Source organism: Chromohalobacter beijerinckii, assembly GCF_023061185.1.
Taxonomy (GTDB): Bacteria; Pseudomonadota; Gammaproteobacteria; order Pseudomonadales; family Halomonadaceae; genus Chromohalobacter; species Chromohalobacter beijerinckii.
The window spans coordinates 1-14,372 of sequence record NZ_JAKGAK010000020.1 but is presented as its reverse complement, the minus strand read 5'-3'; the positions used below and the strand labels follow the sequence as shown (position 1 = coordinate 14,372).

The 14,372-nt window shown below is 63.4% G+C and carries 17 protein-coding genes; 16 read left to right on the top strand and 1 reads right to left on the bottom strand.

Annotated elements, in window-relative coordinates:
* Window positions 1-41: 41 nt before the first annotated feature.
* Genes urtB through L1075_RS13285 form a run of 13 tightly spaced genes read left to right on the top strand, consistent with a single transcriptional unit; the run spans window position 42 to window position 10,630 of the window.
* Entirely contained in the window at window positions 42-1,658 is a 1,617-nt protein-coding gene (gene urtB / locus L1075_RS13345; protein WP_075369899.1) for an urea ABC transporter permease subunit UrtB, read from the top strand.
* The gene (gene urtC / locus L1075_RS13340; protein ID WP_075369875.1) at window positions 1,655-2,707 is read left to right on the top strand and encodes an urea ABC transporter permease subunit UrtC; all 1,053 of its coding nucleotides are present in this window, start codon (window positions 1,655-1,657) and stop codon (window positions 2,705-2,707) included. The genes urtB and urtC overlap by 4 nt, the downstream gene beginning before the upstream one ends.
* A complete protein-coding gene (gene urtD, locus L1075_RS13335) occupies window positions 2,704-3,576 on the top strand; it encodes an urea ABC transporter ATP-binding protein UrtD (RefSeq protein WP_245798104.1) in 873 nt (290 codons plus the stop codon). The genes urtC and urtD overlap by 4 nt, the downstream gene beginning before the upstream one ends.
* Window positions 3,576-4,286, top strand: a complete 711-nt coding sequence (urtE, locus tag L1075_RS13330; protein WP_011507605.1) for an urea ABC transporter ATP-binding subunit UrtE — start codon at window positions 3,576-3,578, stop codon at window positions 4,284-4,286. The genes urtD and urtE overlap by 1 nt, the downstream gene beginning before the upstream one ends.
* On the top strand, window positions 4,283-5,224 hold the full coding sequence (locus L1075_RS13325) for an urease accessory protein UreD (protein ID WP_246895335.1): 942 nt from the start codon (window positions 4,283-4,285) through the stop codon (window positions 5,222-5,224). Before urtE ends, L1075_RS13325 begins: the two co-directional genes overlap by 4 nt.
* A 42-nt stretch (window positions 5,225-5,266) precedes the next feature.
* On the top strand, window positions 5,267-5,569 hold the full coding sequence (locus tag L1075_RS13320) for an urease subunit gamma (protein WP_246895334.1): 303 nt from the start codon (window positions 5,267-5,269) through the stop codon (window positions 5,567-5,569).
* Window positions 5,570-5,579: 10 nt separating this feature from the next.
* The gene (locus tag L1075_RS13315) at window positions 5,580-5,912 is read left to right on the top strand and encodes an urease subunit beta (protein ID WP_246895333.1); all 333 of its coding nucleotides are present in this window, start codon (window positions 5,580-5,582) and stop codon (window positions 5,910-5,912) included.
* Entirely contained in the window at window positions 5,909-7,612 is a 1,704-nt protein-coding gene (gene ureC / locus L1075_RS13310) for an urease subunit alpha (protein WP_246895332.1), read from the top strand. Before L1075_RS13315 ends, ureC begins: the two co-directional genes overlap by 4 nt.
* Before the next feature lie 12 nt (window positions 7,613-7,624).
* Window positions 7,625-8,125, top strand: a complete 501-nt coding sequence (locus L1075_RS13305) for a GNAT family N-acetyltransferase (RefSeq protein WP_040241932.1) — start codon at window positions 7,625-7,627, stop codon at window positions 8,123-8,125.
* Between the two features lie 10 nt (window positions 8,126-8,135).
* Complete coding sequence (gene ureE / locus L1075_RS13300) at window positions 8,136-8,630, top strand: urease accessory protein UreE (RefSeq protein ID WP_040241929.1); 495 nt, start codon at window positions 8,136-8,138, stop codon at window positions 8,628-8,630.
* Window positions 8,620-9,312: an urease accessory protein UreF gene (locus tag L1075_RS13295; protein ID WP_246895331.1), complete on the top strand. Its 693-nt coding sequence runs from the start codon at window positions 8,620-8,622 to the stop codon at window positions 9,310-9,312. The genes ureE and L1075_RS13295 overlap by 11 nt, the downstream gene beginning before the upstream one ends.
* Window positions 9,313-9,323: 11 nt before the next feature.
* Window positions 9,324-9,986 carry an urease accessory protein UreG gene (ureG, locus tag L1075_RS13290; RefSeq protein ID WP_040241925.1) on the top strand — a complete coding sequence of 221 codons (663 nt, stop codon included), beginning with the start codon at window positions 9,324-9,326 and terminating at the stop codon, window positions 9,984-9,986.
* Between the two features lie 38 nt (window positions 9,987-10,024).
* A complete protein-coding gene (locus tag L1075_RS13285) occupies window positions 10,025-10,630 on the top strand; it encodes a HupE/UreJ family protein (protein WP_246895329.1) in 606 nt (201 codons plus the stop codon).
* Between the two features lie 11 nt (window positions 10,631-10,641).
* On the opposite strand, the gene L1075_RS13280 is transcribed toward L1075_RS13285, so the two are convergent.
* Window positions 10,642-11,460, bottom strand: a complete 819-nt coding sequence (locus tag L1075_RS13280) for a DUF1206 domain-containing protein (RefSeq protein ID WP_246895328.1) — start codon at window positions 11,458-11,460, stop codon at window positions 10,642-10,644.
* A gap of 211 nt (window positions 11,461-11,671) precedes the next feature.
* Here L1075_RS13280 and L1075_RS13275 point away from each other — a divergent pair, with 211 nt between their 5' ends.
* The 3 genes from L1075_RS13275 (at window position 11,672) to L1075_RS13265 (ending at window position 14,128) form a co-directional block, all read left to right on the top strand.
* Window positions 11,672-11,902, top strand: a complete 231-nt coding sequence (locus L1075_RS13275; RefSeq protein ID WP_246895327.1) for a hypothetical protein — start codon at window positions 11,672-11,674, stop codon at window positions 11,900-11,902.
* Entirely contained in the window at window positions 11,892-13,400 is a 1,509-nt protein-coding gene (locus tag L1075_RS13270; RefSeq protein ID WP_246895326.1) for a sodium:solute symporter family protein, read from the top strand. Before L1075_RS13275 ends, L1075_RS13270 begins: the two co-directional genes overlap by 11 nt.
* 362 nt (window positions 13,401-13,762) lie before the next feature.
* Window positions 13,763-14,128, top strand: coding sequence for a Rap1a/Tai family immunity protein (locus tag L1075_RS13265; protein WP_143333941.1), 366 nt, complete (start codon window positions 13,763-13,765; stop codon window positions 14,126-14,128).
* Window positions 14,129-14,372: the final 244 nt, after the last annotated feature.

Sequence of the window (14,372 nt, the reverse complement as noted above, 5' to 3'; positions counted from 1 at the left end):
CGATGACGCCAACTCACGCGATGAATGTTCGGCCAGAAAGCATGACCGGATCGCAGGCCGGCTTCGGTTTCCGGCATTGCCTGATGGTCGTGGCCGTACTGCTGGTATGGTTCGCCATCGTCTCGCCGGTGCAGGCCGAGGTGACGCCACAGCGCGCCCAGGCCTTGCTGCAGGCGCTGGATACCGACGACTTCGATGCCAAGGCCGAGGCCGCCCAGGCCATCGCCGCCAGTGACGCCGCCCAGAAAACGCGCTGGCTCGAGGCCTTGCTCGACGGCCGTCTGGGACGCGAGCGCCGTGGCGAGCGTTTTTACATCATCACCGATGACAGCGGCCGCGAATGGCCGATCATCGATGCCATCACTTTCGAGGATGCCGGCACCGGCTCCCGGCGCAGCGTCGATGCGTTTCGCATCAACAACGCGCTGCGCACCCAGTTGCAGGGCCTGATCGCCTCGCTGTCGCTCGACGAAGGCGACGAGGCGACCCGTCTCGATGCCGCGAAGCGCTTGATCGGCGAGGTCGATGCGCAAAGCGTCGACGCGGTCGCTGCACAACTCGACGACGAGGAGAGTTCCGCGGTACGCGCCGAGATCGAAACCGCGCTGGCGCTGTATCGCGTGGAGCAGGGCGATGCCTCGGCTCTGTCGACCCTGCGCGGCAATCTCGACACCCGCGTGCGCAATTCGCTCTCTACCATCGCTGCCAGTGATGCTCCCATTGCTGCCGAGGCCGGCGAGACGCTGGCCGGCATCGAGAGCAAGCGTGCTTGGTACGAGCGGGGACAGACGCTGTTCTTCGGCTTGAGCGCAGGGTCCGTGCTGGTGCTGGCGGCGATCGGCCTGGCGATCACCTTCGGCGTGATGGGGGTGATCAACATGGCGCACGGCGAGCTGATCATGCTGGGCGCCTACACCACCTGGATGATCCAGCAGTTGCTGCCCGGGCAGCCGGGGCTGGCGTTGTTGCTGGCGATCCCCGGCGGCTTCTTGGTCGCGGCAGCGTTCGGCATTCTCATCGAGCGCAGCGTGATCCGCTTTCTCAAGGGGCGCCCGCTCGAGACGTTGCTGGCGACCTTCGGTATCAGTCTGATTCTGCAGCAACTGGTGCGCACGGTGTTCTCGCCGCTCAATCGCCGGGTGGCTTCGCCGGATTGGCTGCAGGGCGCATGGCAGATCAACGAGGCCTTGTCGCTGACCCTCAACCGTCTGGGCGTGCTGCTCTTCTGCCTGGTGGTGTTCGCCGCGCTATGGGCGCTGATGCGCTACACCCGGCTGGGGCTCGAGGTGCGCGCGGTGACCCAGAATCGCACCATGGCACGCTCGATGGGCGTGCGCGCCGCGCGGGTGGATATGCTCACCTTCGGCCTGGGCGCCGGTGTCGCCGGGCTGGCGGGCGTCGCCTTGTCCCAGATCACCAACGTGGGGCCCAATCTGGGGCAGAGCTATATCGTCGACTCCTTCCTGGTGGTGGTCTTCGGCGGCGTCGGCAACCTGTGGGGCACCTTGGTCGCCGGCATGTCGCTGGGCGTGATCAATCAGGTTCTGCAGCCCTGGGTTGGAGCCGTGCTGGCCAAGGTGATCGTGCTGATCGGCGTCATCCTGTTCATTCAGAAACGTCCGCAGGGGCTCTTCGCGCCCAAGGGGCGGACGTCATGAGTCTCGCCACGGTGTTCAAACGCAATTCCCTGCTCGATGAACGCTCGACCTGGATCACCAGTGTCGTCCTGATCGTCGGCATGCTGGCGGTGGTCGTGCTCCATGCCTTGCCGCCGGATCATGCCTGGCATCTGAACGACTCCGTCGTCTCGCTGCTGGGCAAGTACCTGACCTACATGCTGCTGGCGCTGGCGGTGGATCTGATCTGGGGTTATCTGGGCATCCTGAGCCTGGGCCACGGGGCCTTCTTCGCTCTGGGCGGCTACGCCATGGGGCTCTACCTGACCGCCCAGCAGGCACCGCTGGCGCCCTGGCAGGCTGTCATGGCCCACTTTCCCGTAGCGGCGCTTGCCGTGGTCCTGGCGCCGGGGCTGCTGGCCCTGGTCTTCGGCTGGCTGGCGTTTCGCTCGCGGGTCACCGGCGTGTACTTCTCGATCATCACTCAGGCTTTGACCTTTGCGCTGATGCTGGCCTTCAACCGTAACGAGATGGGCATGGGCGGCAGCACCGGGCTGACGCGGTTCGATGAATTACTGGGCTTCTCGCTGAGTAGCGAGGGCATGACCGTGGCGCTGTTCGTGGCCTCGGGCGTGGCCGTGCTGCTGGCGTTCTGGGGCTGCAAGGCGATCACGCGGTCACGGCTCGGGCGGGTATGCATGGCCACCCGGGACGCCGAGGCGCGGGTGCGCTTCATCGGCTATCGCGTCGAGCACGTCAAGCTGGCGGTGTTCGTGCTATCGGCGATGATTGCGGGCATCGCCGGGGCGCTCTACGTGCCGCAGGTCGGCATCATCAACCCGAGCACCTTCGCGCCGCTGTTTTCCATCGAGGTGGTGGTCTGGGTCGCATTGGGCGGCCGCGCCACGCTTTACGGCGCGTTGCTCGGCGCCTTGGTCGTCAATTATCTCAAGACGGTGCTGACCGGAGTGATGCCGGATGCCTGGCTGTTTCTCCTAGGCGGCTTGTTCGTGGTGGTCACCATGTTCCTGCCGCAGGGCGTGGCGGGCCTGATGGCGCATCTGCGTCGGCGCCGGGAGGTGACCGCATGAGCATGATGGATTCGCAGCGCATGCAACGCCTGCGCGAGTTCGCGCGTCCCGATCGCGTCTTCGACTTCATGGCACCGGCGGATTCCCCCGTCGACGTGCGTCACGGGCCGATTCTCTACCTCGAGGATGTCAGCGTGAGCTTCGACGGCTTCCAGGCCATCGACGATCTCAACCTGACCATCGACGACGGCGAGCTGCGCTGCATCATCGGCCCCAATGGCGCGGGCAAGACCACCATGATGGACATCATCACCGGCAAGACGCGTCCCGATCGCGGACAGGCCTGGTTCGGCAGTCGCCATAATCTGCTGCAGATGGACGAACCGCAGATCGCCAACCTGGGGATTGGGCGCAAGTTCCAGAAACCCACCGTGTTCGAGGCGCTGTCGGTGAGCGCCAACCTCGAGCTGGCGATGGCGGGCGACCGGCGCGTGTGGAAGACCTTGCTTGCCCGCCTCGACCACGAGGGGCGCGAACGAATCGACGAGGTCATGGAGATCATCGGCCTGAGCGGCGAACGCGACCGGCTGGCCGGTGTGCTTTCGCATGGTCAGAAGCAATGGCTGGAAATCGGCATGTTGCTGATGCAGCGTCCGCGCCTGTTGCTGGTCGACGAGCCCGTGGCGGGCATGACCGAGCCGGAAATGCATCGCACGGCGGATTTGATGACGCGCCTGGCCGGCCAGCAGTCGGTGGTGGTGGTCGAGCACGACATGGGGTTCGTGCGCTCCATCGCCCGTACCGTCACCGTGCTGCACCAGGGCAGCGTGCTCGCCGAGGGCAGCATGGACGAGGTCGCCAACGACCCGCGAGTGATCGACGTCTATCTGGGCGGCGACGAATCGTCCGACGTGCGGGAGGGAACCTGATGCTCAGCGTCGACAAGCTCAATCAGTATTACGGCGAAAGTCATATCCTGCGCGATCTCTCGCTGGAGGTACCGGCGGGGCGCTGCACCTGCGTCATGGGCCGCAACGGCGTGGGCAAGACCACGCTGCTCAAGGCCATCATGGGCGAAGTGGCGGTGCGCGACGGTCAGGTGCGTTTCGCCGACGAGAACCTGCTCAAGCGGCGCCCGGAGAGCCGCGCCGATCTGGGCATCGGCTACGTCCCCCAGGGGCGGCAGATTTTCGCCACGCTGAGCGTGGAGGAGAATCTGCGCATCGGTCTGCCGGCACGGCGCAAGCGTGTGCAAGGCGCAGCGGAGCGGGGCATTCCCGAGCGTATCTACGAACTCTTTCCGGTGCTCCGGGAAATGCGCCACCGGCGTGGTGGCGACCTGTCCGGCGGCCAGCAGCAGCAACTGGCGATCGGCCGGGCGCTGGTGATCGAGCCGCGCCTACTGATCCTCGACGAACCCGGCGAGGGCATCCAGCCCAACATCGTCGCGCAGATCGGCGAGGTGATCCGCCGGCTCAACCAGGAGGACGGGCTCACCGTGTTGCTGGTTGAGCAGAAGCTGCCGTTCGCGCGCAAGTACGCGGATCGCTTCACGATCATGGACCGGGGGCAGACGGTCGCCGGCGGCGAGATCGGCGAACTCGACGACGACCTGATCAAACGGCACCTGACGGTATGACGGACTTGTCGTTTCCAGGCCAGGCGGCGTCGCCCGGGGAAGAGGCGGGCCAGACGCCGTCCGGCGGTTCGGGGCATCGCTTCGACACCCGGCGCCACTGGGCGGCTTCCCTGTCGCTGGGCTTTCGCGACCGCGATGCGCGCACGCGGATGACGCGCGCTCGCCACCACGGTCCTCTGCGCGTGCAACGGCCGTTCTATCCCGAAACGGGCCATGTTCCCGACGCTCGCTACGCAGAGCCTTGTCATGTGTATCTGTTGCACCCGCCGGGCGGACTGGTCAGCGGCGACGAGCTGCGCATCGACATCGAGGCCGAGCGCGGCGCCCATGCCCTGCTGACCACGCCGGCGGCGACCAAGCTGTATCGCGCCGACAGCCATGGCGTGTGCTGGGGGCAGCACACGCATCTGACCGTGCGGTCCGGCGCGCTGCTCGAATGGCTGCCGCAGGAAACCCTGTGTTTCGACGGCGCGCGTGGCATGCAGAGCACGACGCTGGATGTGCAGGGCGATGGGTGCTGCGTGGGCTGGGAAGTCCTGGCGCTGGGGCGTCCCGCCAGCCAGTTGCCGTTCGTCAGCGGACGGGTCGAGCAGCGCTTCGCGTTGACGCGCGACGGACGCCCGCTATGGCGTGAACGTCAACCGCTCGATCCCATGCATCCACGGTTCCACGGCTATTGGGGACAGGGCGGCAGTACGGTGCAGGCGACGCTCTGGGCAGTGGGGCTGGCGGCGCCGCAGGCCGCGGTGGAGGCCCTGAGGGAATGCTTGCCGGCATCGCGGCACTGGGCAGTCACCCAGCGCCGTGACGTGCTCCTGCTGCGCTACCTGGGCGATGAGCGCAATGCCGCCTGGGAGATTTGTCAGCAGGCCTGGGAGGTGCTGCGGCCCTGGCTGTCGTCACGGCAGGCCAGCGTGCCGCGGATCTGGATGACCTGACGACGGCCCGACGCCCGAATTCATCACGAGAGAGTTGCCGATATGGAATTGACCCCGAGAGACAAGGACAAGCTGCTGCTGTTTTCCGCCGCGCAACTTGCCGAACGACGCCGTGACCGTGGCCTCAAGCTCAACTACCCCGAGGCGGTGGCCTTGATCAGCTTCGAGATCCTGGAAGGCGCGCGCGACGGCAAGAGCGTCGCCGAGCTGATGAGTTACGGCCGTGAAATTCTGACCCGTGACGATGTGATGGAGGGGGTCGCCGAGATGGTCGATGAGGTGCAGGTCGAGGCGACGTTCCCGGATGGCACCAAGCTGGTCACGGTGCATGCGCCCATTGTGTAAGGAGTTCTCGATGATTCCCGGTGAATACCAATTGAAAGACGGCGAGATCGAGCTCTGCGCAGGGCGCGAGCGGATCACCGTCGAGGTCGCCAACACCGGCGACCGGCCCATCCAGATCGGTTCGCACTATCACTTTGCCGAGGCCAATCCGGCCTTGATCTTCGACCGCGACAAGACGCGCGGTTATCGCCTCGACGTGGCGGCGGGCACGGCGATTCGCTTCGAGCCCGGCCAGAGCCGCGAGGTGACCCTGATTCCCTTCGTCGGTCGGCGGCATATCTACGGCTTTCACGGCGATGTGATGGGCAGCCTCGACCAATCCAGTGCGGGAGGAACGCCATGAAGATCAGTCGCAAAGCCTATGCGGATATGTACGGCCCGACGGTGGGGGGCCGTGTGCGGCTCGGCGATACCGAGCTGTGGATCGAGGTCGAAAAGGACTTCACCCACTACGGCGACGAGGTCAAGTTCGGTGGCGGCAAGGTGATTCGCGATGGCATGGGACAGAGCCAGCGTGTCGACGAAGCGGTGATGGATACCGTCATCACCAACGCCTTGATTCTCGACTGGTGGGGCATCGTCAAGGCCGACGTAGGCCTCAGGCAGGGCCGCATCGCGGGTATCGGCAAGGCCGGCAACCCGGATACGCAACCGGACGTCGACATCGTCATTGGCCCCGGCACGGAAGTGATCGCCGGCGAAGGCAAGATCCTGACGGCGGGTGGCCTGGACGCGCATATCCACTTCGTATGCCCGCAGTTGGTGGAAGAAGCGCTGATGAGCGGGATCACCACCATGCTGGGTGGCGGCACTGGCCCGGCTACCGGCACCAACGCCACGACCTGCACCCCGGGCGAGTGGCATCTCGGCAAGATGCTGCAGGCCATCGATGACATGCCGATGAACATCGGCCTGCTGGGCAAGGGCAACGCCAGCCTGCCCGAGGCGCTCGAGGCGCAACTGGAGGCCGGCGCCATGGGCCTCAAGCTGCATGAGGACTGGGGGACCACGCCGGCGTCCATCGACAACTGCCTGAGCGTGGCCGAGAAATACGACGTGCAGATCGCCATCCACACCGACACGCTCAACGAGTCGGGCTTCGTCGAGGACACCCTGGCGGCCTTCAAGGAACGCTGCATTCACACCTACCACACCGAAGGCGCCGGGGGCGGACATGCCCCGGACATCATCACCGCCTGCGCCAAGTCGTACGTGCTGCCGTCATCGACCAATCCCACGCGGCCCTACACGGTGAACACCATCGATGAGCACCTCGACATGCTGATGGTGTGTCACCACCTCGACCCCAACATCCCCGAGGACGTCGCCTTCGCCGATTCGCGGATCCGCCGCGAGACCATCGCCGCCGAGGACATCCTTCACGACATGGGCGTGATCTCGATGATCGCGTCAGACTCCCAGGCCATGGGGCGGGTCGGCGAGGTGATCTGCCGGACCTGGCAGACTGCCCACAAGATGAAGGTGCAGCGTGGCCTGCTGCCGGAGGACACCGCACGCGGTGCGGACAACCACCGTGCCAAGCGGTATATCGCCAAGTACACCATCAATCCGGCGATCACGCACGGCATCGCGCATGAGGTGGGCTCGGTGGAGGTTGGCAAGCTGGCCGACCTCGTGCTCTGGGACCCGGCCTTCTTCGGCGTCAAGCCGGCCATGATGCTCAAGGGCGGCATGATCGCTGCCGCGCCAATGGGCGACCCCAACGCCTCGATCCCCACGCCGCAGCCGGTGCACTACCGGACCATGTTCGGCGCCCTGGGGAGGGCGGCCAGCCGCACGCGCCTGACCTTCGTCAGCCAGGCCGCGCTCGACGCGGGTATCAAGACGCGTTTGGGGCTGAATAGCGAACTGGCGGCCTGCAAGGACGTGCGCGGCGTGCGCAAGGCCGACATGAAGCTCAACGAGGCGTGCCCTCATCTCGAGGTGGATCCGCAGACCTACGAGGTGCGTTGCGATGGCGACATCCTCACCTGCGAGCCGGCGACGGAATTGCCGCTGGCGCAGCGATATCATCTGTTTTGAGAGAGCTCCCTTATGTTTCGGCATGCGCAATCCCGCGACCTGGCTCGCATCGTGGAAATCTATAACCAATCCATACCCGGGCGGCTGGCGACGGCCGATCTGGTGCCGGTCACGGTCGAGGCGCGTCAGGCATGGTTCGACGCTCATGATGAAGCCCATCCGCTATGGGTCCTCGAGGTGGACGAGAAGATCGTTGGATGGGCGAGCCTGCAGCCTTTCTATGGCCGGGCTGCTTATGCTGCAACCAATGAGGCAAGCCTTTATGTCGCGCGTGAGCACCAGGGGCGCGGGTATGGCAAGCAGCTTGTCGAACGATTGATCGACTCCGCCATGGCACTCGGACGTCAGACGCTGCTGGGGTTCATCTTTGCCCACAATGCTCCGAGTCTGGCCCTGTTCCAGCGTTGCGGGTTCGAGCGCTGGGGACTGCTGCCGGAGGTTGCGGATCTCGATGGGCAGCCGACCTCGCTTGCCATCCTGGGGAGGCGCCTCACGCCTCGCCATGAATACTGAAGGAGCCATTATGTTGAAACTGATCGAACGTCTGGGGCCGATTGCGGCGGAGCAGGCCGGCGAGACTCTGACGTTGCCATTCGAGGCGCGCATGCGCGGGCGGCTCAAGGCGGTCAGCGATGCCGGCCGCGAGCTGGGCCTGTTCCTCGATCGTGGCCCGGTGCTGCGCGACGGCGACGGGCTGCGTGCCGAGAGCGGCGAGGTGGTACGCGTGCAGGCGGCCGACGAGCCGGTAGTGACGGCACGGATCGAAGGCGCTCTGGCGCTGGCGCGGCTGTGCTATCACCTGGGCAACCGGCATGTACAACTGGCCATCGCGGGCGACGCGCAGCGCGGCTGGGTGCGCTTTCCGCCGGATCACGTGCTCGAGGAGCTGGCCGAGCGGCTGGGTGCGACGCTCGAGCATCACGCGGCGCCGTTCGATCCCGAGCCGGGCGCCTATGGCCAGGCGGAAGGCCATGGTCACGATCATCACCACCATCAGGCGTCGGCACATGTCCACTGAGCCGGTGTCGCAACACGATCCGCTGGCCCTGGCCGGGCTCATGCAGCTGGTCAGTCCGGCGTTGCCGATCGGCGCCTTCGCCTGGTCGCAGGGTCTCGAGAGCGCGCTGGAGCTGGGCTGGGTCGATGATGAGGCGAGTCTCGGCGAGTGGCTCGCCGGTGTGCTCGACGATGGGCTGACCCGCTGCGAATTACCGGTGCTGGCGCGCGCCCATCGTGCCTGGGCGGAGGACGACGCCGAGGCCTTGGCGCATTGGAATGACTGGCTGCAAGCCAATCGTGAAACCCGTGAGCTGCTCGAGGAAGAGCAACGCCTAGGCGGCACGCTGGTGCGCTTGCTGAGAAGCCTCGATCAGGTGCCCGAGACGCCGGCTTTGCCCGAGACGCCGGGTTACATAGTGGCCTTTGCTTTGGCGGCACGCGTACGCGGAGTGAGTTGTGAAGACGCCATGCTGGGCTTCGCCTGGGCGTGGCTGGAAAACCAGTTGACGGTGGCCTGCAAGGCCTTGCCTCTGGGGCAGACGAGTGCTCAGCGTCTCGTCGAACGTCTACGCCCGGCCCTTGTTGCGGCAGTCACCGAGGCCCTGGCGTTGGAAGATGATGATTTGGGACCGGCGTTGCCCGGCCTGGCGTTAGCTAGCGCTTTGCATGAAACCCAGTATTCACGGTTGTTCAGGAGTTGAGGAGAAAGAACATGACACATTGTCTACGCGTCGGTGTCGGCGGCCCGGTGGGATCCGGCAAGACGGCGCTGCTCAAGCAACTCTGCCTGGCCCTGCGCGATCATTACGATATCGCCGTGGTCACCAATGACATCTATACCCGCGAGGATGCCGACTTCCTGCTCAAGCACGATGCCTTGGAATCCAACCGCATTCTGGGGGTGGAAACCGGGGGGTGCCCGCACACCGCGATCCGCGAGGATGCCTCGATGAACCTGGCGGCCATCGACGAGTTGCAGTCGCGTCATCCGGGGCTCGAGCTGGTGATGGTCGAGTCCGGTGGCGACAACCTGTCGGCGACGTTCAGCCCCGAGCTTTCCGATCTGACGATCTACGTCATCGACGTTTCCGCCGGGGACAAAATCCCGCGCAAGGGCGGGCCGGGTATCACCAAGTCCGATCTTTTGATCATCAACAAGATCGATATCGCCGAGCAAGTACATGCCTCACTGGACGTCATGGAACGTGATGCGCGCAAGATGCGCGGCGAGCGACCCTTCGTGTTCGCCAATCTGTATGACGGGGTGGGGCTCGAGACGATCGTCGACTTCATGCTCGAACGCGGCATGCTGCCCGAGCGCCGTCCGCAGCATGTGGGGCAGGCGGCGGACGCCGATGTGGCGTCAAGCACCTAAGACACGCTGGTTATCACTGACTATAAAGGAGAATATTCATGTCCATGTCTCGTCTTCATATGCGCCATCTGATCCTGGCGTTGACCCCCTTGGCTTTGTTGTTCGCTGGTTCTGCATTGGCGCACCCGGGGCATCTATCGCATTCGCATGCCGGAAGTTTCATGGCCGGTTTGATGCATCCGTTGACCGGGCTCGATCACTTGCTGGCAATGGCGGCCATCGGACTATGGAGCTTCCGCCAGGCGGGCGCGTTACGCCGTGCCATGCCACTGCTGATTGCGCTGGGTATGCTGGCGGGTGCCAGTCTGGCCTGGATGGGCGTGCCGCTGCTGGGCGTCGAATTCGGCATTGCCTCGAGCGTGTTGCTGGCCGGGGTGCTGCTGGCCACTCTGGTGCGTTTGCCGAGTGTGCTGGGGGGCACGCTGGTTTTCGCGTTCATCCTGATGCATGGCCATGCGCATGGCAGCGAATTGGCGCCGGGGGCATCCGCGTTGTTGTATGCGGCGGGCTTCGTGGCGACCAGCGTGGCCATCACCCTGACGGGACGTGTGCTGGGCGAGTGGCTATCGCGTCGTGACAATCGTTGGCTACGCGGGATCGGCGCCGCTACCGCGGCTGCCGGCGGCGCCTTGATGATGGGCTGAGTCGACGTCGTTTACAGGCGCGGCGTTCGTGTACGCCGATAACCGGCATTGATGAAGCAATAGAGTCCATAGGCCACGAGGCCCAGCGAGACACCGCCGAGCAACCAACGGCCGTAGGGTTGCTCGGCGAGTGTGTGGAGCACGCCTCCCAGCCCCTCGGCATTGTCGGGGTCGACCTCGACGGCAGCAATGCACAGAAACACGCCAATGATCATGAAGACCAGGCCCCGTGCCGCCAGGCCCAGGCGGGCGATGCCTTCGAGCAGCGGCATCGGGCCCTTGGGCATGTCCTCGATATGCCAGTTGCGCCGGTAGTGCCGCTTCCACGCGCGATAAAACTGATGCAGCCCCACGCAAACAAAGATTATTCCGATGCCCAGCAAGACGAATAGCCCGCCAGGATAGGTGAGCAGCTTGGCAGTTTGCTGAGAGGTGCTGCTGCCTCCGCCGCTGGCTAGCGAGAGAATCAGTAGCGTGGCGCATTGCCAGGCCAGGGCGATGTATAAAAGCCCGCTGATGGCGAAACCGAGACGCTGCAAGATGCCTTTCCAGCCGTTGACCTTGTGCTCAAGATCCCACCAGGCCTGGGCGAGTCGCCAGAGCACATAGGCGAGCAGGCCGATACCGAGCAACCCGATCAATAGTGTGCCGAACGGCCATAGCGCGATGGCGCGAATGACTTCGCTGGTACCGGCCTGCTGGCCACCGAGCCCAATCGTGGTGAGCAGCGACAGCCAGCCCACCGTGAAGTAGACCATTCCCTTGGCGATATAGCCGGCACTGGCCGTGCCACTGAGTGCGTTACGCAATCCGGCCAGGGAAAATTTCATTAGGACATCCTTGTCGCCGAGGAAAAACAGAGGAAGCGGTAGGCGCCATGCTATGGCAAGTGTACTGACTATGCCCATAGGCCGTTAAGAACATGCGAGCACGTGTCGATCCCCTAGAGCGAATGAATGCGCTACCATGAGCGCTTTTCGTATCGCATTGTAAGGCATACGCCTTGGCAACGTAGACCATCTTTCCTGAGCGGAACGTTTCATGAAGCATTATATCGTGCGGCCGACCACGGGCCGTGGCTGGGGTTTGACTCTGGCATTCGTCGTGCTCATAGCAGCAGGCATCTGGCCGGTGATCGGTTGGTTCAACCAAGCCTGCGTGGTGCTCGGCTTGCCACTGATCGCGGTATGGGCGTACGTCATCGTGTTTGCCTGTTGTGGTGTCATGGCCATCGGCAATCGGCTAGTGGAGCGTTCTTGCGATGACGAGTAGTGTGCCGATTATCATGACGCTCGCTTATCTGGGCGTGGCGATCTTCCTTGGCTTGCGCGCCCGGACAGGACGCTCGATGAACTCGCTGGAAGAGTGGGGCGTCGCCGGTCGCAGCATGGGGCCGGTTACGCTCTATTTGCTGATCGCCGCAGGCAGCGTGAGCGCTTACACCTTCATGGGCGCTCCAGGCTGGGCCTACACCAAGGGCGTTGCGGTATTCTACGTGGTGATCTACCTATCCTATCTGGCGTTGGTGGCTTGGTATTTTGGTCCTAAGGTGTGGGCCTTTGGTCGGCGTTTCGGACATGTCACGCAAGGGGCGGCCATTGCCGATCGTTATGAAAGCCCGCTGCTGGGTGGCCTGGCCGCAGGGGTAATGTCGATCGCGTCATTGGCCTATGCGGTACTGCAGACCATTGGGGCGGCGTATATTCTGCACGTCATGAGCGCTGGACGTTTACCGATCTGGGTGGGGGTGCTGGTGGTCTTGAGCTGTATCGCCCTTTATCTCTATGCCAGCGGCCAACGTGCGATCGGTATCACCAACGCCTTTCAGGGCGTGCTGATGCTGGCGGTGGCGTGGGCGATTGGGCTCTGGGCGTCACAGCGCTTCGGCGGCGGCCTTTGGTTCGACGATGTTTTTACCACTTTGAGTGAGCGTGATCCTGCCTTTCTGACCTTGCCGGGCGCGCAGGGGGATATGAGCTTTGCCTTCTGGACGACATCGATCATCGTCTCGATGCTGTCGTTCATGCCGCCGGTCTGGACGCAGTGGATGAGTGCGTCATCGGCATGCACCATTCGTCGCAGCGCGACTTGGCTGCCGAGCTATTACGTGGTCATCCTGCCGATGGTGGTGGTGGGCTTCATCGGCATCTATAGCCTGCCTGAGCTGGCGCGTGCCGATACCGTGGCTCTGGAGCTTGCCATGCAACAGATGCCGGTCTGGCTGGTGGGCTTATTGGGCGCGGGCACGTTGGCCGCGTCGATGTCGTCCTGCGAACCCTTCTTGCATTCGGTGGCGCTGTCCTACGCCAAGGACATCGCCCAGCCGGCTTGCAAGCTTTCCGATGCCGCCGCCGCCAAGTTGGCGCGGCGCTTGCTATTGCCGATCATGGCGCTGATCGTAGCACCGGTGGCCATCGCCGAGCCCAGCAATCTGGTGATGATATTGCTCGTGGGGCTGGGTTTTGCCACCCAGGTATTGCCCGCCTTCATCGGCATGTTCTTCTGGACTCGTGCTTCCAAGGTGGGCGTGTTGAGCGGCATTTTGGCAGGGTTTACCGTCACACTGTTGTTTACGCTGGTGTGGCGCAATCCGCTGGGAATCCACGCTGGGTTCTGGGGGCTGCTGATCAATCTGCCAGTATTCGTGATGATCACTTGCTTGACGCGCCCGGCCTCGACAGCCGTGATCGAGCGGTTTTTCGCCATTGCGGCGCCCGCGAGAAGTCGTCTCAGTGGAGCAGACAGCGAGGACTTGGCGTCGCGAGGATGAGTAAGTGCTATTGTACAAAGCTTTTCCAAGCCCGGTCTGACGTCTAAGATGGAGGTGATTCAAGCGATCATCGGTCACTGGGACGCTGCCAAGGGAATTGCGCGATTGCGCTGGCTGGTGGCCGGCAGCCAAGGAAAGAGGCGGATCTCGCCTCGCAGGCTCATGTGATCCGAATCGCCAAGGAAGACGCAGGTCTCATGTGTCTCCAGAGGTGGAAGATCATCCGCCTCCAACCGGTCTGCAAAGGCCGGCGTATCTCTCTCGCCATGCTGTACGTGGCGGCTTGCCGGTTGATTGTCAGCCGGCGTTTTTTTGTCTTCGTTTCGACGTTTGAGGAATGCAAAGAGTCAGGGGTGATTTTCATGAGACAAACCGCCAAGCGGGCATTGAGCGTGATATTGGTGGCCGGATTGGGTAGTGCGGGAATCGGCAACGCCTGGGGCTATTTCTACAATGGGGCCGACCTTCTCGATTTTCAGCGCCATTACCAGCAGTTTCGTGATGATGAGTCCTACGATACTAGTAAGTTTTTTACGTATACCGGATACGTACTAGGGGTTTTTGATCGGTTAGAATCCCGAGAAAAGATTTGTGCACCCAGTGACGTTCGCGGTCGCGATATCTTGGATGGTGTGTCGCAATATCTGGAAAACACCTCCGGGAGCTGGAACGAACCGGCCAGCGATGTTGTAACCAAAGCCTTGAAAAAGGCGTACGCATGTCAATGACATGATGGCGTATGTCGGGTGAAATGCGGCCTTCTACCATGAAGATTGGGTCGGGAAAGCCAGCATGAAGATGCTGGCCCGCTTACGAGTCTTTTGTTGATGCAGGTTAAGTTTATTGCATTCGAAATTTGTCAGAATACCTGCATCTAGGACGGATGCTCAGCTGCCAAGGACGTGCTGAATTCATTCAGACACATGGGCTTATGCTGATTGAGAGCCTCCGGTCGTCCTCGGAGGCTCTCTC

Bases quoted from the DNA above. Each gene is read 5' to 3' on its own strand.
- ureC (WP_246895332.1), top strand. From the start codon at position 5,909: ATGAAGATCAGTCGCAAAGCCTATGCGGATATGTACGGCCCGACGGTG.
- L1075_RS13315 (WP_246895333.1), top strand. From the start codon at position 5,580: ATGATTCCCGGTGAATACCAATTGAAAGACGGCGAGATCGAGCTCTGC.
- L1075_RS13265 (WP_143333941.1), top strand. From the start codon at position 13,763: ATGAGACAAACCGCCAAGCGGGCATTGAGCGTGATATTGGTGGCCGGA.
- ureE (WP_040241929.1), top strand. From the start codon at position 8,136: ATGTTGAAACTGATCGAACGTCTGGGGCCGATTGCGGCGGAGCAGGCC.
- urtC (WP_075369875.1), top strand. From the start codon at position 1,655: ATGAGTCTCGCCACGGTGTTCAAACGCAATTCCCTGCTCGATGAACGC.
- L1075_RS13270 (WP_246895326.1), top strand. From the start codon at position 11,892: ATGACGAGTAGTGTGCCGATTATCATGACGCTCGCTTATCTGGGCGTG.
- urtD (WP_245798104.1), top strand. From the start codon at position 2,704: ATGAGCATGATGGATTCGCAGCGCATGCAACGCCTGCGCGAGTTCGCG.
- urtB (WP_075369899.1), top strand. From the start codon at position 42: ATGACCGGATCGCAGGCCGGCTTCGGTTTCCGGCATTGCCTGATGGTC.
- L1075_RS13320 (WP_246895334.1), top strand. From the start codon at position 5,267: ATGGAATTGACCCCGAGAGACAAGGACAAGCTGCTGCTGTTTTCCGCC.
- L1075_RS13285 (WP_246895329.1), top strand. From the start codon at position 10,025: ATGTCCATGTCTCGTCTTCATATGCGCCATCTGATCCTGGCGTTGACC.
- L1075_RS13280 (WP_246895328.1), bottom strand. From the start codon at position 11,460: ATGAAATTTTCCCTGGCCGGATTGCGTAACGCACTCAGTGGCACGGCC.
- urtE (WP_011507605.1), top strand. From the start codon at position 3,576: ATGCTCAGCGTCGACAAGCTCAATCAGTATTACGGCGAAAGTCATATC.
- L1075_RS13275 (WP_246895327.1), top strand. From the start codon at position 11,672: ATGAAGCATTATATCGTGCGGCCGACCACGGGCCGTGGCTGGGGTTTG.
- L1075_RS13295 (WP_246895331.1), top strand. From the start codon at position 8,620: ATGTCCACTGAGCCGGTGTCGCAACACGATCCGCTGGCCCTGGCCGGG.
- L1075_RS13325 (WP_246895335.1), top strand. From the start codon at position 4,283: ATGACGGACTTGTCGTTTCCAGGCCAGGCGGCGTCGCCCGGGGAAGAG.
- ureG (WP_040241925.1), top strand. From the start codon at position 9,324: ATGACACATTGTCTACGCGTCGGTGTCGGCGGCCCGGTGGGATCCGGC.
- L1075_RS13305 (WP_040241932.1), top strand. From the start codon at position 7,625: ATGTTTCGGCATGCGCAATCCCGCGACCTGGCTCGCATCGTGGAAATC.